Below are 22663 nucleotides of genomic sequence, written 5' to 3' on the forward strand. Positions count from 1 at the left end.
CACGTTTGTGTACAAACGGTATCGTCGCAATCGAGATTAGGCAGCAATTTGCCGCGGGCTTGAGAATGAGGACGACGCAGACACCGATCCGCCTCACCGTGAACGGCAGGATCCTCGAGGTCGCGGCGGCGCCAGAGACGCCGCTGCTTTACGTGCTACGCAACGATCTCGCACTCAACGGCCCGAAATATGGTTGCGGCCTCGGCGAATGCGGCACCTGCACGGTTCTGATCGACGGCGCAGCAGCGCGCTCCTGCGTGATTCCCGTCGGCGGCTGCGCTGGCCGCGACATCGTGACGCTCGAGGGGCTCGGCACGCGCGACAAGCCTGATGTCGTGCAGCAGGCCTTCATCGACGAGCAGGCCGCGCAATGCGGCTACTGTCTCAACGGCATGATCATGACCACCAAAGCATTGCTCGCGATCAACCCGAGGCCGACCGAACAGGAGGCGCTGGCGGCGCTGCGCTACAATCTCTGCCGCTGCGGCACGCATGTCGAAATCCTGCGCGCCGTGATGCGCGCCTCCGGCCAGCTCACCGAGGCCGCAGATTGATGGCCTCCCCTGTTTCGAACGGAGCTGAGCGTCCATCCGGTTCGCTCGTCGTCGTCCGCACCGTGGACGAGGTCACATCCGAGACCTTCGTGCGGATCACCGCGGACGGTTCGGTCACGGCCTATAACGGCCACGTCGATCTCGGCACCGGCATTCGCACGGCGCTCGGCCAGATCGTCGCCGAAGAGCTCGACGTGTCGTTTGCGCGCGTCGTCGTGGTGCTCGGCGACACCGCTTTGGTGCCGAACCAGGGCGCGACCATCGCGAGCGAGACCATCCAGATCACCGCCGTGCCGCTCCGCAAGGCCGCCGCACAGGCGCGTCACTTCTTGATCGCGCGCGCGGCCGAGCGGCTCGAATTGCCGGCCGCCGACCTCCGGATCGAAGACGGCCTCGTTCGCGGTCGCGACAACCGCAGCGTCAGCTATGGCGAGCTGATCGGTGGCGAAGCGATCCGGCTCGAGCTTGCCGACGACGTCACCGTGAAGCCTGTTGGCGACTACTCCATCGTCGGCCGGTCGACGCCCCGCGTCGACCTGCCCGCCAAGGCCACGGGCGAGCTGACCTTCGTGCACGACGTCCGCTTGCCCGGCATGCTGCACGGCCGCGTGGTGCGTCCACCCTATGCCGGCGTCGACGCCGGCCCGTTCGTCGGCACCAGCCTGATCGCGGTCGACGAATCCTCGGTGCGCGAGATCCCCGGCATCGTGGCCGTCGTGCGACTCGGCGATTTCGTCGGCATCGTTGCCGATCGCGAGGAGAACGCGATCCGCGCGGCGGAGCAGCTCAAGGTGAGCTGGAAGCCGACGCCGACATTGACCGATCTTTCCGACGTCGAGACCGCGCTGCGCGCCAATCCGTCGACACCGCGCACGCTGATCGACAAGGGCGATGTCGGCGCGGCGATCGCCGGTGCGGCCAAGCCGATGCAGCGCACTTACGTGTGGCCGTATCAGATGCACGCCTCGATCGGCCCGTCCTGCGCCGTGGCGGATTTTCAGGACGGGAATGTCAGGGTCTGGTCGGGCACGCAGAATCCGCATCTGTTGCGGAGCGATCTTGCGCTCCTGATCGAGCGGCCCGAGAGCGAGATTGAAATCATCAGGCTGGAGGCCGCCGGCTGCTACGGTCGCAACTGCGCCGACGACGTCACGGCCGACGCGCTGCTGCTGTCGCGCGCGGTCGGCCGGCCCGTGCGCGTGCAGCTGACGCGCGAGCAGGAGCACGCCTGGGAGCCCAAGGGCACCGCGCAGCTCATCGACGTCGATGGCGGGCTCGATGCCGACGGCGGCATCGCCGGTTACGATCTCGCCACGCGCTATCCGTCGAATGGCGCGCCGACGCTGGCGCTGTTGCTGACCGGCCGCATCTCACCGGAGCCGGCGGTGCTGCAGATGGGCGACCGCACCGCGATCCCGCCCTATGACTACGACAACATGCGTGTCGTCGCCCACGACATGCCGCCGATCGTGCGCGCCTCCTGGTTTCGCGGCGTCTCGGCCCTGCCGAACACCTTTGCGCACGAATCCTACATCGACGAAGCCGCAACCGAGGCCGGCGTCGACCCGATCGAGTACCGCCTGCGCTATCTGAAGGACCCGCGCGCCGTCGATCTCGTCAACGCAGTCGCCGAACGCGCGGGGTGGAAACCGCGCCCCGTGCGCGAGAAGAAGGACGGTGAGGTCGTGTACGGCCGCGGCTTTGCCTACGCGCTTTACGTCCACAGCAAATTTCCCGGCTATGGCGCGGCATGGTCGGCGTGGGTTGCCGACGTCGCCGTGAACAAGACGACCGGCGACGTCAGCGTCACACGGGTCGTCGCGGGGCAGGACTCGGGGTTGATGATCAATCCCGACGGCGTACGGCACCAGATCCAGGGCAACGTCATCCAATCCACCAGCCGCGCGCTGATGGAGGAGGTCTCGTTCGAGCGCGGCGCGGTGGTGGCGCGGGAATGGGGCGCCTATCCGATCATCCCCTTCCCCGACGTACCCAAGATCGACGTGCTGATGCTGCCCCGGCAGGACCAGCCGCCGCTCGGCGTCGGCGAGTCCGCGTCTGTGCCGAGCGCGGCAGCGATTGCCAATGCGATCTTCGATGCCACCGGCGTGCGCTTTCGCGAGCCGCCGTTCACGCCGGAACGCATCCTGAAGGGGTTGCACGGCGATACGGCGGTGACGCCGCAGGCGCTGCCCGCGCCGGCCGCAGCGCCGCCGTCTCGCATCTGGGCCAATCCATTCGCCAAGCGCGCAGGTATCTTCGCGACGATTGCGGCCGTCTGCACTGCGGCCGTCGGCATCGGCGCCGCGCTGCTTCCTGGGCGCGCGATTGCGCCGATCGCACGGCCCGACGCATCGGTCTATTCCGCGGCGACGATCGCGCGCGGCGCGCAGCTCGCGGCGCTCGGCAATTGCGCGGAGTGCCACACCACGCTTGGCGGCGCGCTCAATGCCGGCGGACGCGCCTTGGAAACGCCGTTCGGCACGATCCACAGCACCAACATCACGCCCGATGTCGAGACCGGCATCGGTGCCTGGTCCTACCCCGCCTTCGAACGCGCCATGCGCGATGGGCTGCACCGCGACGGACGTCAGCTCTATCCCGCCTTCCCCTACACGCATTTCGCCAAGACCAGCGACGCCGATCTGCAAGCCCTCTATGCTTACCTGATGGCGCAACCCGCCGTGCGCGCGACGACACCCGCCAACACGCTCGCCTTCCCGTTCAATCTGCGCCCGCTGCTGGCAGGCTGGAACGCACTGTTCCATCAGGCCAAGGGGTTCAAGCCCGATCCCTTGAAATCCGAGGCCTGGAATCGCGGCGCTTATCTGGTCGAGAGCCTCGGCCATTGCAGCGCCTGCCATTCGCCGCGCAACGCGCTCGGCGCCGAGCAGCGCGAGAGCTATCTTGCCGGCGGCTTTGCCGAAGGCTGGGAAGCGCCGGCGCTGACCTCGCTGTCGCGCGCACCGATCGCGTGGAGCGAGGACGAGCTGTTCGCCTATTTGCGCACCGGCCATTCCCGCTATCACGGCGTCGCGGCCGGCCCCATGGGACCCGTCGTCAGGGACCTCAAGGCCCTGCCCGACCAGGACATTCGTGCGATGGCGATCTATCTCAGCTCCTTCAATGACGCGCCGACCGCGTCGCAGGACGCACTCGCCGCGAAGCTCGAGAGCGCGACGCAAGTCACCCTCGCCGCCTCGACCGGCGCCCGCCTCTACCAGGGCGCCTGCGCGGTCTGCCACGAGGTCGGCGGCCTGCCGCTATTCGGCAGCCGCCCCTCGCTCGTGCTCAACAGCAATCTACACAGTGCGACATCGGATAATCTCGTGCAGGTGATCCTGCACGGCATCGCCGAGCCCGTGTCGAGCGATCTCGGCTATATGCCGGCGTTCAGGAACAGCATGAGCGACACGCAGATCGAAGAGCTCGTCAACTTCCTGCGCAGGCAGTTCGCACCGGACAAGCCCGCATGGTCCGGCGTGCGCGAGACGATCGCGCGGGTGCGGGCGTCCACCCGTTAAGACAAGACGAAAGAAGGCATGTCTGAAAGAGCTCGCCTGCGGCCATCCTTCGAGACGCCCGCCTGCGGCGGGCCCTCAGGATGAGGACGGAGTGCGTGGCAGCAGTTCGATAGGCGAAACTATCGCTTAGCCTCATCCTGAGGAGACCGCCACCGGGTCCGCGCAACGCGCGGCCCGATGACAGGCTCCGCGGTCGTCTCGAAGGACGAGGCGCTTGCTCAGGCCCCGCCAAGCTCACATGCTAAGGCTCACCCCTGCTTATTTTCCACCGGCGGCGTGCCGTGGGTGTGGAAGGACTCGATCGTCTTCAGACCCCAGGCCTGGCCCTTCTTGCGCTCCTCCTCGGTCCACACGATCGGCTTCCAGTCGGGCGCGAGGATCAGGCGCGCGCCGGCATTGGCGACCTCGACGCGGTTGCCGCCGGGCTCGTAGACGTAGAGGAAGAAAGTCTGCTGGATCGCGTGCTTGTGCGGACCGGTCTCGATGTGCACGCCGTTCTCGAGGAAAATATCGGCAGCGCGAAGGATCTCTTCGCGGCTGTCGAGCGCGTAGGTGACGTGATGGAAGCGGCCCGGCACGCCTGAATGATCGAGCGAATAGGCAAAGTCGTAGCTCTTGTTCGACATCGTCAGCCACATCGCCGCTTCGCGGCCGTCATTGAGCACGATCTGCTCGGTGAGACGGCAGCCAAGGTAATTCTCGAAGAACTCGCGGTTGGCCTTGATGTCGACGGCGAGACAGTTGAGATGATCGAGGCGGCGGACGTTGACGCCGCGCGCGGGAAAGCGCTGCGCCTGATTCTTCAGCGCAGGTCTCAACTCCGGCGGAGCCTGGTACCATTCGGTCTCGTAATAAAGCTCGACGACGTGACCGTCGGGATCGCGGCAGCGGAACGTCGGGCCCTGCCCCATGTCGCCGTCGATCCAGCCGATGTCGAAGCCGGATCCTTTTAGCGCGGCGACGCGCCGCTCCAGCGCCTGTTGGCTGCGCGCGCGGAGCGCCATGTGGCCCATGCCCGATGTCTCCGACGCCGTCAGCTTGAGCGAGTAGCGCTCGTAATCGTCCCAGCCGCGCAAATAGACCGACTCGCCCTTCTGGCCGCTGACCGTCATGCCCATGACGTCGACGAAGAATTTCAGGCTCTCGTCGGGCTTCGGCGTCAGTAGTTCCATATGGCCGAGATGGGCGAGATCGAGGATGGGTTCGGGCTGCATGATTTCCTCCGGGACTTGTCCAGTAAGGCGTGGCTGCTCTTCCGCCTGACCGACGGGACGATTTGGGCACAACGACGCGCGCCCCTGCACGGCAGTAATGCTATTTGTACTAATGTACAAATGATTAGGTCCCGTCAACAAATCAACCAGCACGCCCGTTGCGAATGGCTCCTCGCCTCTCGCGTGGGTCGTCCGGACCAAGGTCAGCCTGCCCGGATGGTAAAATCTTCCTTAAGACACCCCCTGCCTGGTCGCCTCGACATGCAGTATTTTCCGGGCATTTCGACCCAATCTTCTGCATTTGCGACAAAGCTCCCGACCGAATTACCGCAGATTTAACGAAGCGCCCACGCCTGCCGCTTAACCGTTTGTCCAGTGACGCCCGCGCATAGTCCGGAGCAAATCCCTTGCTCTCGCCAGGTTCATCGATCGTGACATCCTTTGGACGCGTGATTTCGGTACGTGGATCGCTCGCCCGGGTCGGGCTTTTGGCGACCGGCCAGATGCCGATCTCGGAAATTCGAGCGACCGTCGGCCGCTTCGTCAGCATTCGCTGCGCTAGCTCGGTCATCGTCGCGATGATCACCGAGGTGTCCTGCGAGAACCTGTCGGGCGCGGACAATTACATCGCGGTCGCATCGGTCGACCTGCTCGGCGAGATCCTCAACGCCAGCGACAAGCCGAAATTCCAGCGCGGCGTCACCAATTATCCGACCATCGGCGATGCGGTCGAGCTGATCACCAGCCAGGAGCTGCGCACGATCTACGCACCGACCGGGTCGGACCAGATCAATGTCGGCTTCCTGCAGCAGGACCGCTCGGTCGTCGCCTATGTCGACATCGAGGAAATGCTGTCCAAGCATTTTGCCGTGCTGGGATCGACCGGCGTCGGCAAATCCACCGGCGTGTCGCTGCTGCTCAACGAAATCCTGAAGGCGCGCCCGAACCTTCGCATCTTCCTGCTCGACGTGCACAACGAATATGGCCGCTGCTTCGGTGACCGCGCGCTGGTGCTGAATCCGCGGAACCTGAAGCTGCCGTTCTGGCTGTTCAATTTCGAGGAAATCGTCGACGTGCTGTTCGGCGGGCGCGCCGGCGTGCCGGAAGAGCTCGACATTCTCGCCGAGGTGATCCCGCTCGCCAAGGGCGTCTACACCCAGTACCAGAACGCCGACCGCATCGGTCTCAAGCGCATCGATCCCAAGCAGGTCGGCTACACCATCGATACGCCGGTGCCCTATCGTCTGGTCGACCTGCTGTCGCTGATCGACGAGCGCATGGGCAAGCTCGAGAACCGCTCATCGCGCATCATCTATCACAAGCTGATCTCGCGCATCGAGGCCGTGCGCAACGACCCGCGCTACGCGTTCATGTTCGACAACGCCAATGTCGGCGGCGACACCATGGCCGAGGTCATCAGCCATCTGTTCCGCCTTCCGGCGAACGGCAAGCCGATGACCGTGATGCAGCTCGCCGGCTTCCCGGCCGAGGTCATCGATTCCGTCGTCTCGGTGCTCTGCCGCATGGCGTTCGACTTCGGCCTGTGGAGCGACGGCGTCTCGCCGCTGCTGTTCGTGTGCGAGGAAGCGCATCGCTACGCCTCGGCCGACCGCAACATCGGCTTCGGGCCGACCCGCAAGGCGGTCTCGCGCATCGCCAAGGAAGGCCGTAAATACGGCGTCTATCTCGGTCTCATCACCCAGCGTCCGGCCGAGCTCGACGCCACCATCATCTCCCAGTGCAACACGCTGTTCACGATGCGTCTTGCCAACGACCGCGACCAGGCACTGCTGCGCGCCGCAGTGTCGGACGCCGCCGCGAACCTGCTCTCCTTCGTGCCTTCGCTCGGCACGCGTGAAGTGCTGGCCTTCGGCGAAGGCGTCGCGCTGCCGACCCGCCTGCGCTTCAAGGAAGTTCCGCCGCATCAATTGCCGCGCGGCGAAGCCACCATATCGAGCGTGCCGTCCGTCACCTCGGGCCACGACATGCATTTCGTCAGCGCCGTACTCGAGCGCTGGCGCGGTGCCACCTCGCAGCGCGACGTGCCGAACGATCCGGTGTTCTCGGCTCCGCCCGCCAAGACGATGTCCAGCGTCGAAGCTCCGATGCTGCAGCCGTCGATGGGCCTCGACCCCGACCGCTTCTCACTGCTGAAGAAGCCGCTGCGATAAGAGGCGGACACCGCTTCCGCAAAATCCAGTGTGATGCCCCGGCTTGCGCACCGCGTTGAGCCTCTCGCCCGCATCGACTATGTTTCGCCGGCGCGAACCCGGCGTCCGTTGCCACGACAAGCCGGCATACGATATCATGGGACGCAGGCGGACGAGATGACGGACAAGACATGACCGAGCTGGATTGGCCCGAAATTCTGCTGCGCCTCGGAAGCGCGACGCTCGCCGGTAGCGCGATCGGCCTGAACCGCGACCTGCATGGCAAGCCGATCGGGCTGAAGACGCTCGGCATTGTCGGGCTCTCCACCGCGACCGTCGTGCTGCTCGCGGTCCAATTCGCCGAGCCCGGCAAGATCACCGATGCGGCGAGTCGTGTGATCCAGGGCATCCTGACCGGAATCGGCTTCCTCGGGGCCGGCGTCATCGTCCACGAGAGCGACCGTTTTCGCGTGCGGGGCCTGACCAGCGCGGCCTGCACCTTTCTCGCCGCCTGTCTCGGAATTGCCTGCGGCGCCGGACAATGGAAGATCGTCCTGATCGCGCTGGCCTTCGCCTTCGTTCTGCTCACGATCGGCCGCCGGGTCGAACGCTGGCTGCATCGGATGCTTGGCGGCAAGGATGAGAGACACGACGTCGGCTACGATACCGAGGAGCCACATCCGCCGGAGCCCGATCGCCGGCCGTGACCCTCAGCGCGGATCATTTGCACGGTGCCAGCAGATGATCGTCAGAACGATCGGCAACGACAACGCCAGCCAGGAGAGTCCGTCCCACACGCCATCTCCGACCAGCGCGAGCCCCAGTCCCAGGCCGCAGATGACGCCGACCAGGAGTGGGATGCGGAAGACGCTCCATGCGCTTCTGTGAGCACGAGGCTGGTTCGGGGCGGGAGTGGCCATGGGCTAGGCGCCGACCGCCGCGGTCCGGCCGGCATCGAGCGGCTTGCGGCGGACGGACGACTTTCCCCTCGCCACCCAGAGATAGATTCCGCTGACGAGAACGATGATCGTGATGACGTCCAGCAGCGCCCAGATGATCTTGAGCGGAAGCCCACCATAGTCGCCGAAATGCAGCGGACGGGAGACCTGAAGTGTCTTCAGATACCAGGGCACCTCGGGCGCCACGATCGTCCTGCCGTCATTGGCGTGGACCAGCATGGGCTGGAGCATGCGCGCCGTGAAGGGCGTTGCGCCCTTGGTCCAGACCACGAGGTGCTGCGGACTGCCGAAGCGCGCCGATGTCGGCATCGTCACCGAGGTGACCAAACGATCGGGAAATCTGGCGCGAACGAGCTCGACGGCGGCCTGGACCGACGGGATCGGAGCCACGGGTTTGCCGAGATGCGGCGCCAGCAACACCGGGATCAACTGCGCACGCCACAAATCGAACAGCGGCGTCGCCAGCGTGTTGATCATGCCGGTGAGACCCACCACCATCGTCCAGGTCACGGTGACGATGCCGAGGAGATTGTGGGTGTCGAGCCATTTGGCGCGAGGCGACGATCGCCGGCGGATCGTGCCGAAATCGAGCCGCCGCATGAATGGCCAATACACGATCACGCCCGATATGATCGACGCGGCGAGCACAAGCCCCATCGCGCCGAGAAACAATTCGCCCGGCAGACCTGCGAACATGTCCTTGTGAATGCGCAACACGAAGTCCATGACACCCTGATGCGGCGCTTCCTCCCCGAGCACCTCGGCCGTCCTTGCATCGAGCGTGAGGCGATGGAAGTTGCCAGGCGCCGGCACAGCCGTCGGAGAAACCGCGACCGTCACCAGCGGCTCCGTCTGCTTCAGATTGAGAAACAGGACGTATTGACCGGGAAACCGGGCCTGAGCCGCGGCGATCATCCGGTCGAGCGAAAGCCGCGCCGTACCCTCCGGCATGATGGGCGCTGTAATCTCTTGCTCGAGCAGATCGTCGATCTCGTCGTGAAAGACCAGCGGAAATCCTGTCACGCACAGCATCAGCAGGAACAGCATGCACACCAGCGAGGTCCAGGTGTGAATGCGGGACCATAGGCGGATCCTGCGTGCCTGAACCATGACGATCCCTACCAGCGATAGCTGACCGTGCCCGTGATGGTGCGCGGGCTGGTGTATTGGCAGCCGCCACCCGTCGTGCAGGCAAGCGTGACGCGGTCAGCGATGTTCTTCACGTTCAGCGCAAGATTCACGCCCTTCGGCTGGCGATAATGCAGGCCGGCGTCGAACACGACGTAACCTTCGTTGACGATGGTGTTGGTGGAGTCGGCAAAGGTCGGTCCGTTGTAGCGAACGCCGCCGCCAAATCCCCAACCGTCCCACGTGCCGCCCTGGACCGTGTAGTCGAGATAGGCCGACGCCATCTGGCGGGCCACGAGCGTCGGCACCTTGCCGAGCTCAGCGGCAGTGGTGGTTTGGGTCACCTTCACATCCTGATTGGTGTAGGTGGCCACGAGGTTCAGCCCGGGCATGATCTGCGCCAGCGTCTCGAACTCGATCCCACGCGAGTTCACCTCGCCGAGCTGGACCGAGAAGCCGAGATGTGATGGATCGCTCGTGAGCGAGTTTTGACGCGTCAAGTCATACAGCGCCACCGTCATCAACAGGGTCCGCGACGGCTGGTATTTGACGCCGACCTCATGCTGCTGCGCAGTCGTCGGCTTGAACGGACTGCCCGAAAAGTCCGTGCTCGGGGTCGGCAGGAAGGATTCCGAGTAGCTGTAATAAGGTGCCACGCCGGAATCGAACACGTAGGAGACGGCGCCTCGCTTGGTGAAGGCGGTGTCCCTGGTGTCGGTGGTCTTGTTGGTCGCCAAAGCGTAGGTGTTCTGCTCGGAGACGTCGTAACGTCCGCCCAATGTAAAGATCCAGTTCTGGATCTTCATCTGGTCCTGCACATAGACTCCAACCTGGTCGATCGTCTGGTTCGCCGAGGGGCTAACGAGCGTCGTCGGAGTCGCGATGGCTTGGTCGTAGACTGGATTGATCTTGCTGAGCGACGGCGCATTTCCGGAATAGGTCCGGTCCGTCATGTTGAACGTCAGATAGTCGACGCCGGAGACCACCGTGTGCTGGAGCGGTCCCATGCTGAACTTGGTGACCAAGTGGTTGTCGGTCGACAGGGTGTCGACTTGCTCCTGGATCCGCATCGCGCGACGCGGAAAGACCGTCGTCGTATCGAGCGGAGTTCCGATGAACGTCAGATAGCGATAGTCGAGTTCGGTGTGGCCGTAGCGGGCCTTCGATTCGAAGATCAGATTGTTGCTGAAGCGATGCTCGAACTGGTAGCCGACACGCTCCTGCTCCTGGTCGAACTTGTTGTAGCTGGGGTCACCCAGGAACAGCGGCAGCGCCGTGATGCCGGTCACCTTCCCGCCGCTCAGATGAGCCATCGACAGCGGAAACGCATTGCCGGTCAGATCGTGGGTATAGTCGGCGAGAATGGTCAGCGTGGTATCGTTGGTCGGCTTCCAGGTCACCGCCGGAGCGATATAGGTCCGGTTGTCCTTCACGAAATTCGAGAAGTTGGCGATCTGCGCATCGGAATCCCTGAACACACCGGTCAACCGGTAGAGCAATGTGCCATCCTTGGTCGCGGGCCCGCCGAAATCGAATGCCCCCTGAAACCGGTCGTAATTGCCGAATTGCCCGACGATCTCGCCGAAGGCCTTGTCGGTCGGCCGCTTGCTGATGACATCGACGAGGCCGCCCGGCGCGCCCTGCCCGTACATGACCGAACTCGGCCCCTTGATGACGTCGATGCGCTCGAAGCCGTAGGGCTCGTTGCGGAACAGCGAGAGAAAGTTGGGATCGCCGACCTCGCGAAGCCCATCGCGATAAGCACCATAGCCGTTGTTGTCGAAGCCGCGGATGAAGACATTGTCGAACCGCGGATCCTTGCCGCCGGGCTGAATGGCAAGACCCGCGACGTACTGCAATCCTTCGACCAGTGTCGTGACCGAGCGGGCATCGAGCTGGTCGCGGCTGACGACGGACACGGATTGGGGCGTCTCGAGGATGGGCGTGTCGGACTTCATTGCAGCCGAGCTGACGACGGGTACAAACCCCCTGACCGGATCCGTGCCGCGTTCGGTTGCAGCGGCGGTGGGCTGGGAGCCGGCCTGGGACGGCTGTCCTCCCGTGCGCGACCGCGCGTGTCGGGCGCCCTGGGATCGCGAGGTGCGCGATATCGTGACCGGACGCTTGTTCGCGCGGCTTTGCTCGACCACGACCGGCGGAAGATCAGATGCTCCACTTGCACTCTGGGCTCGCGCGTCGCCGCCAAAGGCGATGGCCGGAGGAAGCGCGAGAAGACCGCACAGCACCGACACGCGTCCGCGCTTCGTTGCGCGTGCGTCAAACACGAATTCCAGCATTCCCAGTCCCCGAATTTACGGGGACGACCATGCAGAGACTCCGAGCGCATAATCAAAGTCTTTTGGACGCTCGTGTCTTAGAATCTATGTAGACTGGATTCATTCCAATGAAATGACGCCGGCATCTCGCATGCGTCTTCCGCCGGTTGCATGAATTCCCGACGCTGACGATGCAAGCGCTGCGCCCTGCGACGACTGAGCTGCCGCCTCGATTAGAATCGCAAGCGCTGCGCCCAGATCGGTTTCAACAATTCGAGCAGGGTGAGCACCAGCAATCCCGCGCCGAGCGTGACCATCAGATCGTCCAGATGCAGCGGGCCAAAACGAAACAGATCCGACGCCGGCGGCCAGACCAGGGCCGCAGCCAGCACGAGCGCGATCGACAGGAAGATCCAGAGCAATGCCCGGTTCGGACGGAAGAAGGCGGACAAGAAGGATGCGCTGAAGGATCGGTTGACCAGCACCAGCGCGACGATACAGACGACAAGCGCGATGAAGGCGAGCGCGCGCGCTTCGTCGGAGGGCATGCCGGAACGGAGCGCGACGAGGAAGATCACAGCGATCGATGCAAATGCCATGATGCCCTGGAGAACGCTCCAGCCGACCAAGGCCCACGAGAACAGCTCCGCATCGGCGCGCCGCGGCGGGCGCGTCATGACATCGTGCTCCTCTCGCTCGGCTTCGAACACGAGCGAGCAAACGGGGTCGATGATCAACTCCAGAAACGCAATGTGCACGGGACCGAGAACCAGAGGCAGCCCGAACACCAGCGGAAGCAGGGCAAGCCCCGCGATCGGAACGTGGACGGCGAAAATGAAGGCCATCGCCTTGCGGAGATTGTCATAGATCCGGCGTCCGAGGCGGATCGATGCAACGATGGAGCCGAAATCGTCGTCCAGCAGGACGATCGAGGAGGCCTCGCGGGCGACATCGGTGCCGCGCCCGCCCATCGCAATCCCGATATGGGCAGCCTTCAGGGATGGCGCGTCGTTGACGCCGTCGCCGGTCATCGCGACGATCTCGCCGCTGCGCTTCATCGCCTGGACGATCCGCAGCTTCTGCTCGGGGAGGACCCGCGCGAAGACGTTCACATGGCGAGCGCGCTCCGCAAGCGCCGCATCGTCCGCCTGCTTGACCTGATCGCCGGTCATGACCTCGCTGACGTCGAGCCCGGCCTGGTGCGCGATGGCGACAGCCGTTGCCGGATAGTCGCCCGTGATCATAACGACGCGGATCCCCGCCGCGCGGCATTCGCGAACCGCCTCCGGCACACGAGCCCGCAACGGATCGGCGAGCCCGACCAGGCCGACAAAGCGGAATGCAAAAGTCTCCTGGGAGGTCGGCAGTGAAGCGTCGTCGCACGCGGCAACCGCCATCCCCAGCACGCGAAGCCCGTCCTTCGCCATCGCGCCGACGGCAGCTTGCATCGCCTCCTGGTCGGCGTCGTTCAGCCTGCACAGCCGCGCGATCGCCTCCGGCGCGCCTTTGGCGCAGGCGACGAGGTCCGTCGCTGCGGGCGTCCGCCAAACCTGGGTCATGGCGAGCAGCTCGGGACGCAGACCATAGGTGCGCACCAGCGTCCGGCCGGCATCCGACGCATCACCTTCCCGCAAGGCACCGCGCGCAAACAGATGCAGAGCCTTCTCCATCGGATCGAACGGCTCCGGAGAGCTCGCCAGCGCCCCGCAGCGCGCCAGCTCGACGAATTCGGGCCCGACATGATCCTGTCCGGACGCGGCCGCACGCAGTCGTGTCCCATCGAGCAGCCGCAGCTCGGCAACCGACATCTGGTTCTGCGTCAGCGTTCCGGTCTTGTCGGTGCACAAAACGGTCGCCGAGCCGAGGACCTCGATGGCGGCGGCGCGCCGCGTCAGGACGCGGGCTTGCGAGATCCGCCACGCGCCCATCGCCATGAACACCGTCAGCACGACACCGAATTCCTCCGGAAGCATCGACATGCCGATGGCGACGCCTGCCAGCAGCGCTTGCAGCCAGTCGCCGCGCAACGCGCCGTAGAGCGCAACGGCGGCAAGGCTGATCACGACGCCGCCGAGAAAGCAGAGCCGCACCAGCCTTGCGGTCTGTTGCTGAAGCCGCGGCGGCTCGGCCTGCAGGCCGCGCAGCGACAGCCCGATCTTCCCGATCTCGCTGCGCGGGCCGGTGGCCTCGACCAGCGCCAGCCCCTCGCCGCGCACGACGAGCGACCCTGAATAGACGTAGGGCTGATCCTCGCCGCCAGGGCGATGATCGGCCGCAGCAACCTTGTCGGCGGTCTTCTTGCGGACGGGCACAGACTCGCCGGTCAGCAGGGACTCGTCGATCTGCAAGTCGCGCGCCTCAACGAGCGCGGCGTCGGCGGGAACGCGATCGCCTTCGGCGAGGACGAGAAGATCGCCCTGCACGACCTCGCGACCGGAAATTCGCTTGCGCGCACCGTCTCGCACCACCAGTGCACGCGGGCTGGTCAGGTCGCGCAAGGCTTCCAGCACGCGCTCGGTCCGGGTCTCCTGCACCACCGTGATCACGATGGACATCGCCCCGAACGCCAGCAGGATCAGCGCCTCCTTGAGATCGCCGAGCACGAGGTAGATCAGCCCGCCGCCGAGCAACAGCAGCAGCATCGGCTCGCGCAGCACGTCCACCACGATGCGCAGCGGACTGCGTCGTTCCGGCCGGGGCAATTCGTTGGGGCCGTCCGCCGCGAGCTTCGCTTGGGCTTCTGTTTCGCTCAGCCCGGCAGAACCAGAGCGTTGCACCTTGCTCACGACTTTCGCTGCAAGCTCCAGAGGCTGCCGACACCGACGACGGCGGTGACGAGCAGGACGGCGACGAAGGTCTGGATGATGGTGAAGTTCAGCGCGTCACGTGCAACGAACAGCGCCGTGATCGCGCCGGCGAGGACAAACAGAATGCGAAAGATGACGCTCATGGCCGTGCCTCCAAAATCTGCATGAATCGATCTGCATGACTTGGAGCCCCGGGCCCTCGGCATCGGGGCGCAACGCTGTCTCTGCAACCATGCAGGCAGACGTTAGCCGCTCAGGGCGAGGCATGTTTGCGACAGGTCAAGACTGCACCGCCATCGCCGCTCGACAGGTGCGACGTGATGTCCGCCCCGGAGGGAGCAGCAGCTGCATCGCTTTGCCGCTAGCGTTTCGCCATCAAATCGAGCGCCGGAGCAAAGCGCTCCGCAAACGTCAGCGTCTTGGCGTGGTGGACCGCGGCAAAGGATGCCGAGATTCCCGCCGAAGCGACCGCGAGCACGGCAATTGCGAAAACCAGACGGCGCATGTTCGCCTCCTGTGTGAGCTCGACTACCGCATAGAAATGGGACGGCTTTGTTTCAGGACGGTTTCATGGGCGCAGAAATTGATTTCGCTCAAGCGGCTGTGATGAGAGCCGGCTTATCTGGGCGCATTCCGTAACCAACTAACAAGAGCCAACGTGTTTTGCAGCGGAGCGCGGGCCGTGTCGGGAATTTCACACCTGCAACCGCAATCCCTAGCACTGCGGCGACACGCAGCATTCGCTGGAATGGGAGTCATCGAGGACTACTCAAATGAAGATCGTGATCCAGAAGCTCAACGGCCTGTGGCACCTCATCGTCGGATCCAGCCAGATCCGAACGCCCTTCCTGGACACCCAGGATCGCGCGCTGGTGGTCACTTACGCCCGCCGCGCCTATCCCGGCGCCAGGATCTTCCAGCGCGACTAATGCCCGCGGCTGCGCGAGGTCTTGCTTGAATGAAAGCGCGCGTCCGACCGCTTCAAATCTCACGGCCCTCGGCCTGATGGCGCCACATCGCTGCGCGGCTCCCCGACAATCCTAATCATCGTCCGCCGGACCGCACCAGCCGGGCAGATAGATGGCATCCCTGCTTTTTGCCGCAGCCATCGCCTTCTCGAGCGCCTTGTCGAAATCGGCTTCCACCACCTTGCGCGAGAGCTTTCGGCGCAGGAAGTCGGCCCACAGGAATTCGGAGAACGGCGTGGTGTCCTTGGCGAAACCGCCCATGCGGCGCAGTTCGCCGGCAAGGCTGCGGAACGGATCGTCCTTGAGATCGGCGACCGATTTCGGCAGATCACGGAACGAGCGCCGCTCGCCCTTGGCGTCGTAAGGGTAGACCCAGCGCTTGTTGTCCATCACGCCCCAGAACGCCTCGCGCTCGACCATGCGGAGGTCACCGACGACGGTCACCAGCACTTCCTCGACACCTTCGTCGTGCAGTGCGCGGCCGAGATGATGATGGTCAATCACGTAATAGCGTGCGTCCGGACCGTAGACGACCGGGATCATGTGCTTGCCGAGCAGATCGGCCTGCTTCTTCCTGCCATGCTCACGCCAGCGCCTGCGCTTCTCCTTGACCTCACGCATGCCGACCGTCATCTGCGTCGGCCGGAGCGACAGTATCGGAACCGGATGTACTCTCGGCTCGCGCGCGTTGGTGGTGGTCATGGTCGAAAGGCCCTCGCATGGATCAACTGACGGGTCGGGTTCCCTCCGACTATGACATGGGTCCTGCGGCGGCAAAACGTGTTCGGAACGGCGTCGAGATCACAAGCCGATGTTGCGGGGAAAGATGGCGTGAAGTGTCGCGGTAAGGCCATGCAGTTTATTGCAGCGCAGCGCCGCCGCATCCCGATGCCGACGCGGCGGTGTTCCGCGAACGCTTCAAACCAGGCCATGCACAAATAGTACGGCGCCTCGAATACACGCGGGCATTGAAAAGATTTTCTGCAACGCGTTCGTCACGTGTGCTATCTAAAATCGCTGCTTCGGAGTGTTCCCCGCCCCATGAATAACCAGCGGCCCATAAGCTCTGACGACGAGCACCGGGTGCTCCAGTTCAGGCCGCGCACCTCGTCCGCCCCGAAGGTCCACCGCGGCAACGGTACCGTGCAGCCGCTGCGCGCTGCGCCCGAACCGCTCGACCTGTCACGGTATGAGCAGCCTCGCAGCGAGCCGGACCATTTCCGTCACCGCATGCTCGCCAACATCGCGGCGCTGGCCTTCACCATCGCGCTGACGGCCATCGGAATTTGGCTCGCGGTCAGCATTGCGGATCTGCGCCGGACCCAGGATTGCGTGCTGATGGGCCGCCGCGACTGCGTCAAGATCACGACGCCGCATATCTAAGCCCGATCCGCCGCGGCCTGCGGCGGAAGCGGCTCAGGCGGGGCATCCCCAGCCCGCTCTCCCCACCGGCCCGGCTCCATTGAACTCAGGGCGGCGCTCCGATATACGGGCTTTCGACCCGGCCAGAGGGGGGTTTGCGGGCGTCATCAGGGGCGCGATGCCCACCCACCGTGCCACTCTGGACAATCTGACAAATACCCGCAATATATCAAAGGCTTAGTGATGTCTTCCACATTCGATCAGGTCGCAACGATCATCGCTGAAACCTGCGACATCCCGCGCGACACGATCACGCCGGATAGCCATGCCATCGACGATCTCGGCATCGACAGCCTCGATTTCCTGGACATCGCGTTCGCGATCGACAAGCAGTTCGGCATCAAGCTGCCGCTGGAAAAGTGGACCCAGGAGGTCAACGACGGCAAGGCGACCACCGAGCAGTATTTCGTGCTGAAGAACCTGTGCGCCCGCATCGACGAACTGGTTGCGGCCAAGGGCGCGAGCGCCTAAGCGCGCGGTCATGCAACTCGAATACTTCCACATGATCGATCGCATCGTCGACCTCAAGGTCGACGAGAAGACGATCGTCGTCGAAGCCCAGGTCCCGAAGGAAAGCACCGTCTTCGAGGGACACTTCCCGGGTTACCCCTTGATGCCCGGCGTGCTCCTGATCGAATCGATGGCGCAGGCCTCGGGCTGGCTCCAACTCGGCGTGTTCAAGTTCGAGCGCATGCCGATCCTGGCCGCCGTGAAGGAGGCCAAGGTCCGCGGCTCGGTCTTCCCGGGCGATCTCATGAGCATCGAGGCGAGCCTCGTCCATGAGGGCTCGGGCTATGCCATGACCGAAGCCAAGATCAGGGTCGGCGGCAAGCTGCGCGCCAATTCCGCGCTCACCTTCACGTTGATCCCCTTCCCCAATGCGGACATGCGCGGATACATGGCGAAGGTCGCCGAGCGCGTCGGCTTCCCGCAACAGGTCGTATCACCATGACTGACACTGCTTCGAAGCCCGGCCAGACAGAAGTCTGGATCACCGGCATTGGACTCGCGACTTCGCTGGGCGAGGGCCTCGAGGCCAACTGGGCCGCGCTCCAGGAGAAGCGCATCAACGTCGACGAAAAGGGTTTTGCGCCCTACATCGTGCATCCCCTGATGCCGGTCAGCTTCGACGCCCAGATCCCGAAAAAGGGCGACCAGCGCCAGATGGAAGCCTGGCAGCGTATCGGCACCTATGCCGCGGGCCTCGCGCTCGATTCGGCCGGGATCAAGGGCAACAAGGACATCCTGTCGAAGATCGACATGGTGGTTGCCGCCGGCGGCGGCGAGCGCGACCTCAACGTCGACACCGGCGTCCTGACGGCGGAAGCCAAGGGGGCGAACGCGCCCGGCTTCCTCAACGAACGGCTGATGAGCGATTTGCGCCCCACCTTGTTCCTGGCGCAGCTCTCCAATCTGCTCGCCGGCAATATCGCCATCGTGCATGGCCTTGGCGGCACCTCGCGCACCTTCATGGGCGAGGAAGTCGCCGGCGCCGACGCCGCGCGCATTGCGCTGGCGCGCATCGCCTCGGGCGAGAGCGACATCGCCCTCATCGGCGGCTCCCACAATGGCGAGCGCAAGGACCTGATGGTCCTCTATGAATTCGGCGACTTCAACCTCAAGGACAAGTTCGCTCCGGTATGGGCGCGCAAGGACCACCCCGGCTTCGCGCTCGGCTCGGCCGGCGCGTTCCTGGTGCTGGAATCGAAGGCGCATGCCGAGGCGCGCGGCGCCAAGCCGTTCGCAAAGCTCACCAGCGTCGTTGCCGACCTCGCCCGGCGCAAGCAGCCCGGCGATATGGCCGCAACGCTGGAGCAGCTGTGGGCCAAGCTGCCCAAGCGCGAGGGCAAGGGCGCGATCATCACGGGCGCGACCGGCGCGGAGCCGGCGACCTCGGAAGAGCGCGGCTTCCTGAAAGGCCATGCCGATTTCCCGGTGCGCTCGACCGGCACGATGTTCGGTCACACCATGGAGACGCAATTCCCGCTCGGCATTGCACTTGCTGCGCTGTCGATTTCGCGTGGCGCGCTGTTCCCGCCGAACGATTCCACGGGGACCGAGATTGAAATGCAGGGGGCGCCCACCCAGATTGTGGTGGTGGGGGCCGGACACTGGCGCGGCGAAGGCATGGCGCTGGTTGAAGCTGTCGGCTGAGGCGCGGCGCGCCTTGGCCGGATGACGCTCTAGCTCTATCGGGGGATCGACATGACTGCACCACGCGACAAACTCGGGCGCCCCGTCGTCGTCGTCACCGGCATGGGCATCATGACCTCGCTCGGTGCCGGCAAGGCCGACAATTGGGCGAAGCTCGTCGCCGGCGAATCCGGCATCCGCACCATCACGCGCTTTCCGGTCGATGGCCTGAAGACCACGATGGCCGGCACCGTCGATTTCGTCAGCGTCGATCCGTTCTCGTCCACCGGCCTGTCCGAGCGGATGGCCGAGCTGGTGACGCAGGAAGCGCTGGAGCAGGCCGGCATCGGCGCCAAGGCGGATTTCCCGGGCCCCCTCTTCCTGGCGGTTGCGCCGGTCGAGGTCGAATGGCCGCAGCGCCGCGAGCTCGGTCGCGCCGTCGGCAAGGCGGACTTCACCTATGACGATTTGCTGCGCATCTCCGGCGGCGGCAAGTACAGCGCCTATCATCACCGCTTCATGTTCGGCTCGGTGGCCGCGCATCTCGCCGAGACCTTCGGGACCAAGGGTTCGCCGATCTCGTTGTCGACGGCCTGCGCGTCCGGAGCGACCTCGATCCAGCTCGGTGTCGAGGCGATCCGCCGCGGCGAGACCGATGCCGCGCTGTGCGTCGCGACCGACGGCACGGTGAATCCCGAAGCGATGGTGCGCTTCTCGCTGCTCTCGGCGCTGTCGACGCAGAACGATCCGCCGCAGGCGGCCTCCCGCCCCTTCTCCAAGAATCGCGACGGCTTCGTCATGGCCGAAGGTGCCGGCGCGCTGGTGCTGGAGAGCTACGAGGCAGCGACCGCGCGCGGCGCAAAGATTCTCGGCGTGATCGCCGGCTGCGGCGAGCTCACCGATTCCTTCCATCGCACCCGCTCCTCGCCCGACGGCAAGCCGATCATCGGCTGCATGAACAAGACGCTGGCCGATGCCGGCATGACGCCGGACCAGATCGACCACATCAACGCGCACGGCACCGCGACGCCCGAGAACGACAAGATGGAGTTCAACACGACGTCGGCCGTGTTCGGCGAGCTCGCGCAGAAGATTCCGGTCACCTCGAACAAGTCGATGGTCGGCCACACCATCTCGGCGGCCGGCGCGGTCGAGGCGATCTTCTCGCTGCTCACGCTCGAACATCAGCGCATCCCGCCGACGATCAATTACGAGACCCCGGATCCCACGATCCTGTTCAACGTGGTCGGCAACAAGGCGCGCGACGCCCGCGTCACCGCGGTGATGTCGAACTCGTTCGGCTTCGGCGGCCAGAACGCCTCGCTGATTCTGACCCGCGAACCGGCCTGACCGGACGTATGGCGCTGATCTCTCTCGGCACGAAGATTCGCGCGCGGAATGCAGTCAAATCGATCAGCGGAGGCCTGATCGGCGCCGCCACGGTCGGCATGCTGCGCACCACGCGCTATTTCGATCCGATCAAGACCTCGGATTTCTTCGCGCGCGTCACCAGGACGATCGGCCCGCGCCTGCGCGAGCACCGCATCGGGCGCGCCAATCTGACTGCGGCGTTTCCCGAGAAGTCGCCGGAGGAGATCGAACAGATCCTGATGGGCGTGTGGGACAATCTCGGCCGCGTCGGCGCCGAATTCGCCCACATGGACCACGTCTGGGACTATGACCGCGAGCATCCGGAGAAGAGCCGCATCCAGCTGTCCCAGCGCAGCATCGAGCTGTTCGACCACATCCGCGACGACGGCAAGCCGGCGCTGATCTTCGCCGCGCATCTCGCCAATTGGGAGTTGCCGGCGCTGGCCGCCGTGGCGCATGGGCTGGACGCCGCGATCCTCTATCGCCGGCCGAACATCGCCTCCGCCGACCGCATCATCCAGGAGATGCGCCAGGTCAACATGGGCACGCTGATCCCCGCGGGGCGCGATGCGCCCGTACGCCTTGCGCAGGCGCTGAAGGACGGCAAGCACGTCGCCATGCTGATCGACCAGTACCTGACCGGCGGCGTCGAGGTCACCTTCTTCGGCCGCAAGACCCGCGCCAACCCGATGCTGGCGCGCCTCCTGCGCCAGGTCGAATGCCCGATCCACGGTGTGCGCATCATCCGCCTGCCCGGCTTTCGTTTCCGCGCCGAGCTGACAGAGGAAATTCCACCGGTGCGCGACGCCGACGGCAAGATCGACATCCAGGGCACCACACAGGCCGTCACCAATGTGGTGGAAAGCTGGGTGCGCGAGCATCCCGAGCAATGGTTGTGGCTGCACAGAAGGTGGCGGTAGCAGCCCCGCTGCCGTCATTCCGGAGCGGTCTGAAGGACCGAACTAAGGTGCGCGGTTGCGCACCTGAGAATCTCGAGATTCCGGGTTCGATGCTTCGCATCACCCCGGAATGACGGTCATCGTCACCGCCCCGTCTTCACCTTGGTCCAGAGCCGGTTGATGATGCGCTGCGTCGCCGGCTCGCGCGCCGTGATGACGAACAGTTTTGCCAGCGTTGCCTCGTCCGGATAGATATTCTTGTCGTTCAGGATCTTCGGATCGATCAGCTTCTGGCTGGCGAGGTTGCCGTTGGCGTAGGACAGGAAGTCCGAGTTCTTGGCGGCGACGTCCGGACGGTAGAGATAGTTGATCAACTCGTGGGCTTCCCTAACGTTCTTGGCGTCGGCGGGGATCGCGAGATTGTCGAAAAACATCTGCGCGCCCTCCTTCGGGATGGTGTAGCCGATCTCGATGCCGCTCTTGGCCTCCGCCGCGCGGGCGCGGGCCTGCATGATGTCGCCGGACCAGCCGACCACGAAGCAGATCTCGCCGGTCGCGAGCGCGCTGAGGTATTCGGACGAGTGAAATTTTCGTACCGATGGGCGGACCTTGGCGACGGCATCGGCGGCCTTCTCGAGGTCGGCCTGCTTGGTCGAGTTCGGGTCGAGCCCAAGGTAACTTAACGCCGCAGGGAAGATGTCGTCGGCGGAGTCGAGCATGTGGACGCCGCAATCCCTGAACTTCGCCAAATTCTCCGGCTTGAAGACGATGTCCCAGCTGTCGATCTTGGCGTCGGGGCCGAGGATCTGCTTCACCTTGGCGACGTTGTAGCCGATGCCGGTCGTGCCCCACATGTAGTTGGCGGCGTAGACGTTGCCGGGGTCGTAGGTCGCAAGGCGCTGGGTCACCACCGGCCAGGCGTTGGCGAGGTTCGGCAGCTTCGACTTGTCGAGCTTCTGGAAGATGTTGGCCTTGATCTGCCGCTGCAGGAAATAGGCCGTGGGGACCACGACGTCGTAGCCGGACTTGCCGGCCATCAGGCGCGTTTCCAGCGTCTCGTTGGCGTCGAAGGTGTCGTAGACCACCTTGATGCCGGTCTCCTTGGTAAAGTTCTCAAGGACATCCGGCGCCATGTAGTTCGACCAGTTGTAGAAGTTGACGACGCGCTCCTCGGCCGTGGCGGGAGGCGAAAGCAACGTCAGCGCGGCAGCAATGGCAAGACCCAGATGAAACCCCGAGCGGCCGACGTTCGTCATCT

General features: G+C 64.7%; 19 protein-coding genes. 11 read left to right on the top strand and 8 right to left on the bottom strand.

Annotated features, from left to right (window positions below; all coding sequences use genetic code 11):
* Positions 1-65: 65 nt before the first annotated feature.
* Entirely contained in the window at positions 66-554 is a 489-nt protein-coding gene (locus P6U31_RS22495) for a (2Fe-2S)-binding protein (RefSeq protein WP_407183934.1), read from the top strand.
* Positions 554-4078 carry a molybdopterin cofactor-binding domain-containing protein gene (locus tag P6U31_RS22500; protein WP_407183935.1) on the top strand — a complete coding sequence of 1175 codons (3525 nt, stop codon included), beginning with the start codon at positions 554-556 and terminating at the stop codon, positions 4076-4078. Before P6U31_RS22495 ends, P6U31_RS22500 begins: the two co-directional genes overlap by 1 nt.
* 248 nt (positions 4079-4326) lie before the next feature.
* Here P6U31_RS22500 and P6U31_RS22505 read toward each other — a convergent pair whose 3' ends face one another.
* Positions 4327-5292 (bottom strand): catechol 2,3-dioxygenase, encoded by a 966-nt coding sequence (locus P6U31_RS22505; protein WP_407183937.1) that lies wholly within the window; start codon positions 5290-5292, stop codon positions 4327-4329.
* Positions 5293-5723: 431 nt separating this feature from the next.
* Between P6U31_RS22505 and P6U31_RS22510 the strand changes: the two genes are divergently transcribed.
* Positions 5724-7463: an ATP-binding protein gene (locus tag P6U31_RS22510; RefSeq protein WP_407183939.1), complete on the top strand. Its 1740-nt coding sequence runs from the start codon at positions 5724-5726 to the stop codon at positions 7461-7463.
* 170 nt (positions 7464-7633) lie between these two features.
* Positions 7634-8149 carry an MgtC/SapB family protein gene (locus tag P6U31_RS22515; RefSeq protein ID WP_407183940.1) on the top strand — a complete coding sequence of 172 codons (516 nt, stop codon included), beginning with the start codon at positions 7634-7636 and terminating at the stop codon, positions 8147-8149.
* Positions 8150-8365: 216 nt separating this feature from the next.
* On the opposite strand, the gene P6U31_RS22520 is transcribed toward P6U31_RS22515, so the two are convergent.
* From P6U31_RS22520 to P6U31_RS22540, 5 genes are all read right to left on the bottom strand, one after another.
* Positions 8366-9511 (bottom strand): PepSY-associated TM helix domain-containing protein, encoded by a 1146-nt coding sequence (locus P6U31_RS22520; RefSeq protein WP_407183942.1) that lies wholly within the window; start codon positions 9509-9511, stop codon positions 8366-8368.
* A gap of 8 nt (positions 9512-9519) precedes the next feature.
* Positions 9520-11487, bottom strand: a complete 1968-nt coding sequence (locus P6U31_RS22525; RefSeq protein ID WP_407183943.1) for a TonB-dependent siderophore receptor — start codon at positions 11485-11487, stop codon at positions 9520-9522.
* A gap of 551 nt (positions 11488-12038) precedes the next feature.
* Positions 12039-14591: a cation-translocating P-type ATPase gene (locus P6U31_RS22530; protein WP_407183945.1), complete on the bottom strand. Its 2553-nt coding sequence runs from the start codon at positions 14589-14591 to the stop codon at positions 12039-12041.
* A complete protein-coding gene (locus tag P6U31_RS22535; RefSeq protein ID WP_407183946.1) occupies positions 14588-14755 on the bottom strand; it encodes a hypothetical protein in 168 nt (55 codons plus the stop codon). The genes P6U31_RS22530 and P6U31_RS22535 overlap by 4 nt, the downstream gene beginning before the upstream one ends.
* A gap of 218 nt (positions 14756-14973) precedes the next feature.
* Positions 14974-15117 carry a hypothetical protein gene (locus P6U31_RS22540; RefSeq protein ID WP_407183948.1) on the bottom strand — a complete coding sequence of 48 codons (144 nt, stop codon included), beginning with the start codon at positions 15115-15117 and terminating at the stop codon, positions 14974-14976.
* A 268-nt stretch (positions 15118-15385) separates the two neighbouring features.
* Between P6U31_RS22540 and P6U31_RS22545 the strand changes: the two genes are divergently transcribed.
* Positions 15386-15541, top strand: a complete 156-nt coding sequence (locus P6U31_RS22545; protein WP_165637160.1) for a hypothetical protein — start codon at positions 15386-15388, stop codon at positions 15539-15541.
* A 111-nt stretch (positions 15542-15652) separates the two neighbouring features.
* Here P6U31_RS22545 and P6U31_RS22550 read toward each other — a convergent pair whose 3' ends face one another.
* Positions 15653-16282, bottom strand: a complete 630-nt coding sequence (locus P6U31_RS22550; RefSeq protein ID WP_407183949.1) for a ParB-like protein — start codon at positions 16280-16282, stop codon at positions 15653-15655.
* Between the two features lie 339 nt (positions 16283-16621).
* On the opposite strand from P6U31_RS22550, the gene P6U31_RS22555 reads away from it, so the two are divergent.
* From P6U31_RS22555 to P6U31_RS22580, 6 genes are all read left to right on the top strand, one after another.
* Positions 16622-16963: a hypothetical protein gene (locus P6U31_RS22555; RefSeq protein ID WP_128925012.1), complete on the top strand. Its 342-nt coding sequence runs from the start codon at positions 16622-16624 to the stop codon at positions 16961-16963.
* A gap of 222 nt (positions 16964-17185) precedes the next feature.
* Entirely contained in the window at positions 17186-17473 is a 288-nt protein-coding gene (locus P6U31_RS22560) for an acyl carrier protein (RefSeq protein ID WP_007592476.1), read from the top strand.
* A gap of 10 nt (positions 17474-17483) precedes the next feature.
* A complete protein-coding gene (locus tag P6U31_RS22565) occupies positions 17484-17954 on the top strand; it encodes a 3-hydroxyacyl-ACP dehydratase FabZ family protein (RefSeq protein WP_407183952.1) in 471 nt (156 codons plus the stop codon).
* Positions 17951-19156, top strand: coding sequence for a beta-ketoacyl-ACP synthase (locus P6U31_RS22570; RefSeq protein WP_407183953.1), 1206 nt, complete (start codon positions 17951-17953; stop codon positions 19154-19156). The genes P6U31_RS22565 and P6U31_RS22570 overlap by 4 nt, the downstream gene beginning before the upstream one ends.
* A gap of 51 nt (positions 19157-19207) precedes the next feature.
* Positions 19208-20485, top strand: a complete 1278-nt coding sequence (locus P6U31_RS22575; protein ID WP_407183955.1) for a beta-ketoacyl-ACP synthase — start codon at positions 19208-19210, stop codon at positions 20483-20485.
* Between the two features lie 8 nt (positions 20486-20493).
* On the top strand, positions 20494-21426 hold the full coding sequence (locus P6U31_RS22580) for a lipid A biosynthesis lauroyl acyltransferase (RefSeq protein ID WP_407183956.1): 933 nt from the start codon (positions 20494-20496) through the stop codon (positions 21424-21426).
* 122 nt (positions 21427-21548) lie between these two features.
* Here P6U31_RS22580 and P6U31_RS22585 read toward each other — a convergent pair whose 3' ends face one another.
* Complete coding sequence (locus P6U31_RS22585) at positions 21549-22661, bottom strand: polyamine ABC transporter substrate-binding protein (protein ID WP_407183958.1); 1113 nt, start codon at positions 22659-22661, stop codon at positions 21549-21551.
* Positions 22662-22663: the final 2 nt, after the last annotated feature.

Source organism: Bradyrhizobium centrosematis, assembly GCF_045571495.1.
GTDB lineage: Bacteria > Pseudomonadota > Alphaproteobacteria > Rhizobiales > Xanthobacteraceae > Bradyrhizobium > Bradyrhizobium centrosematis.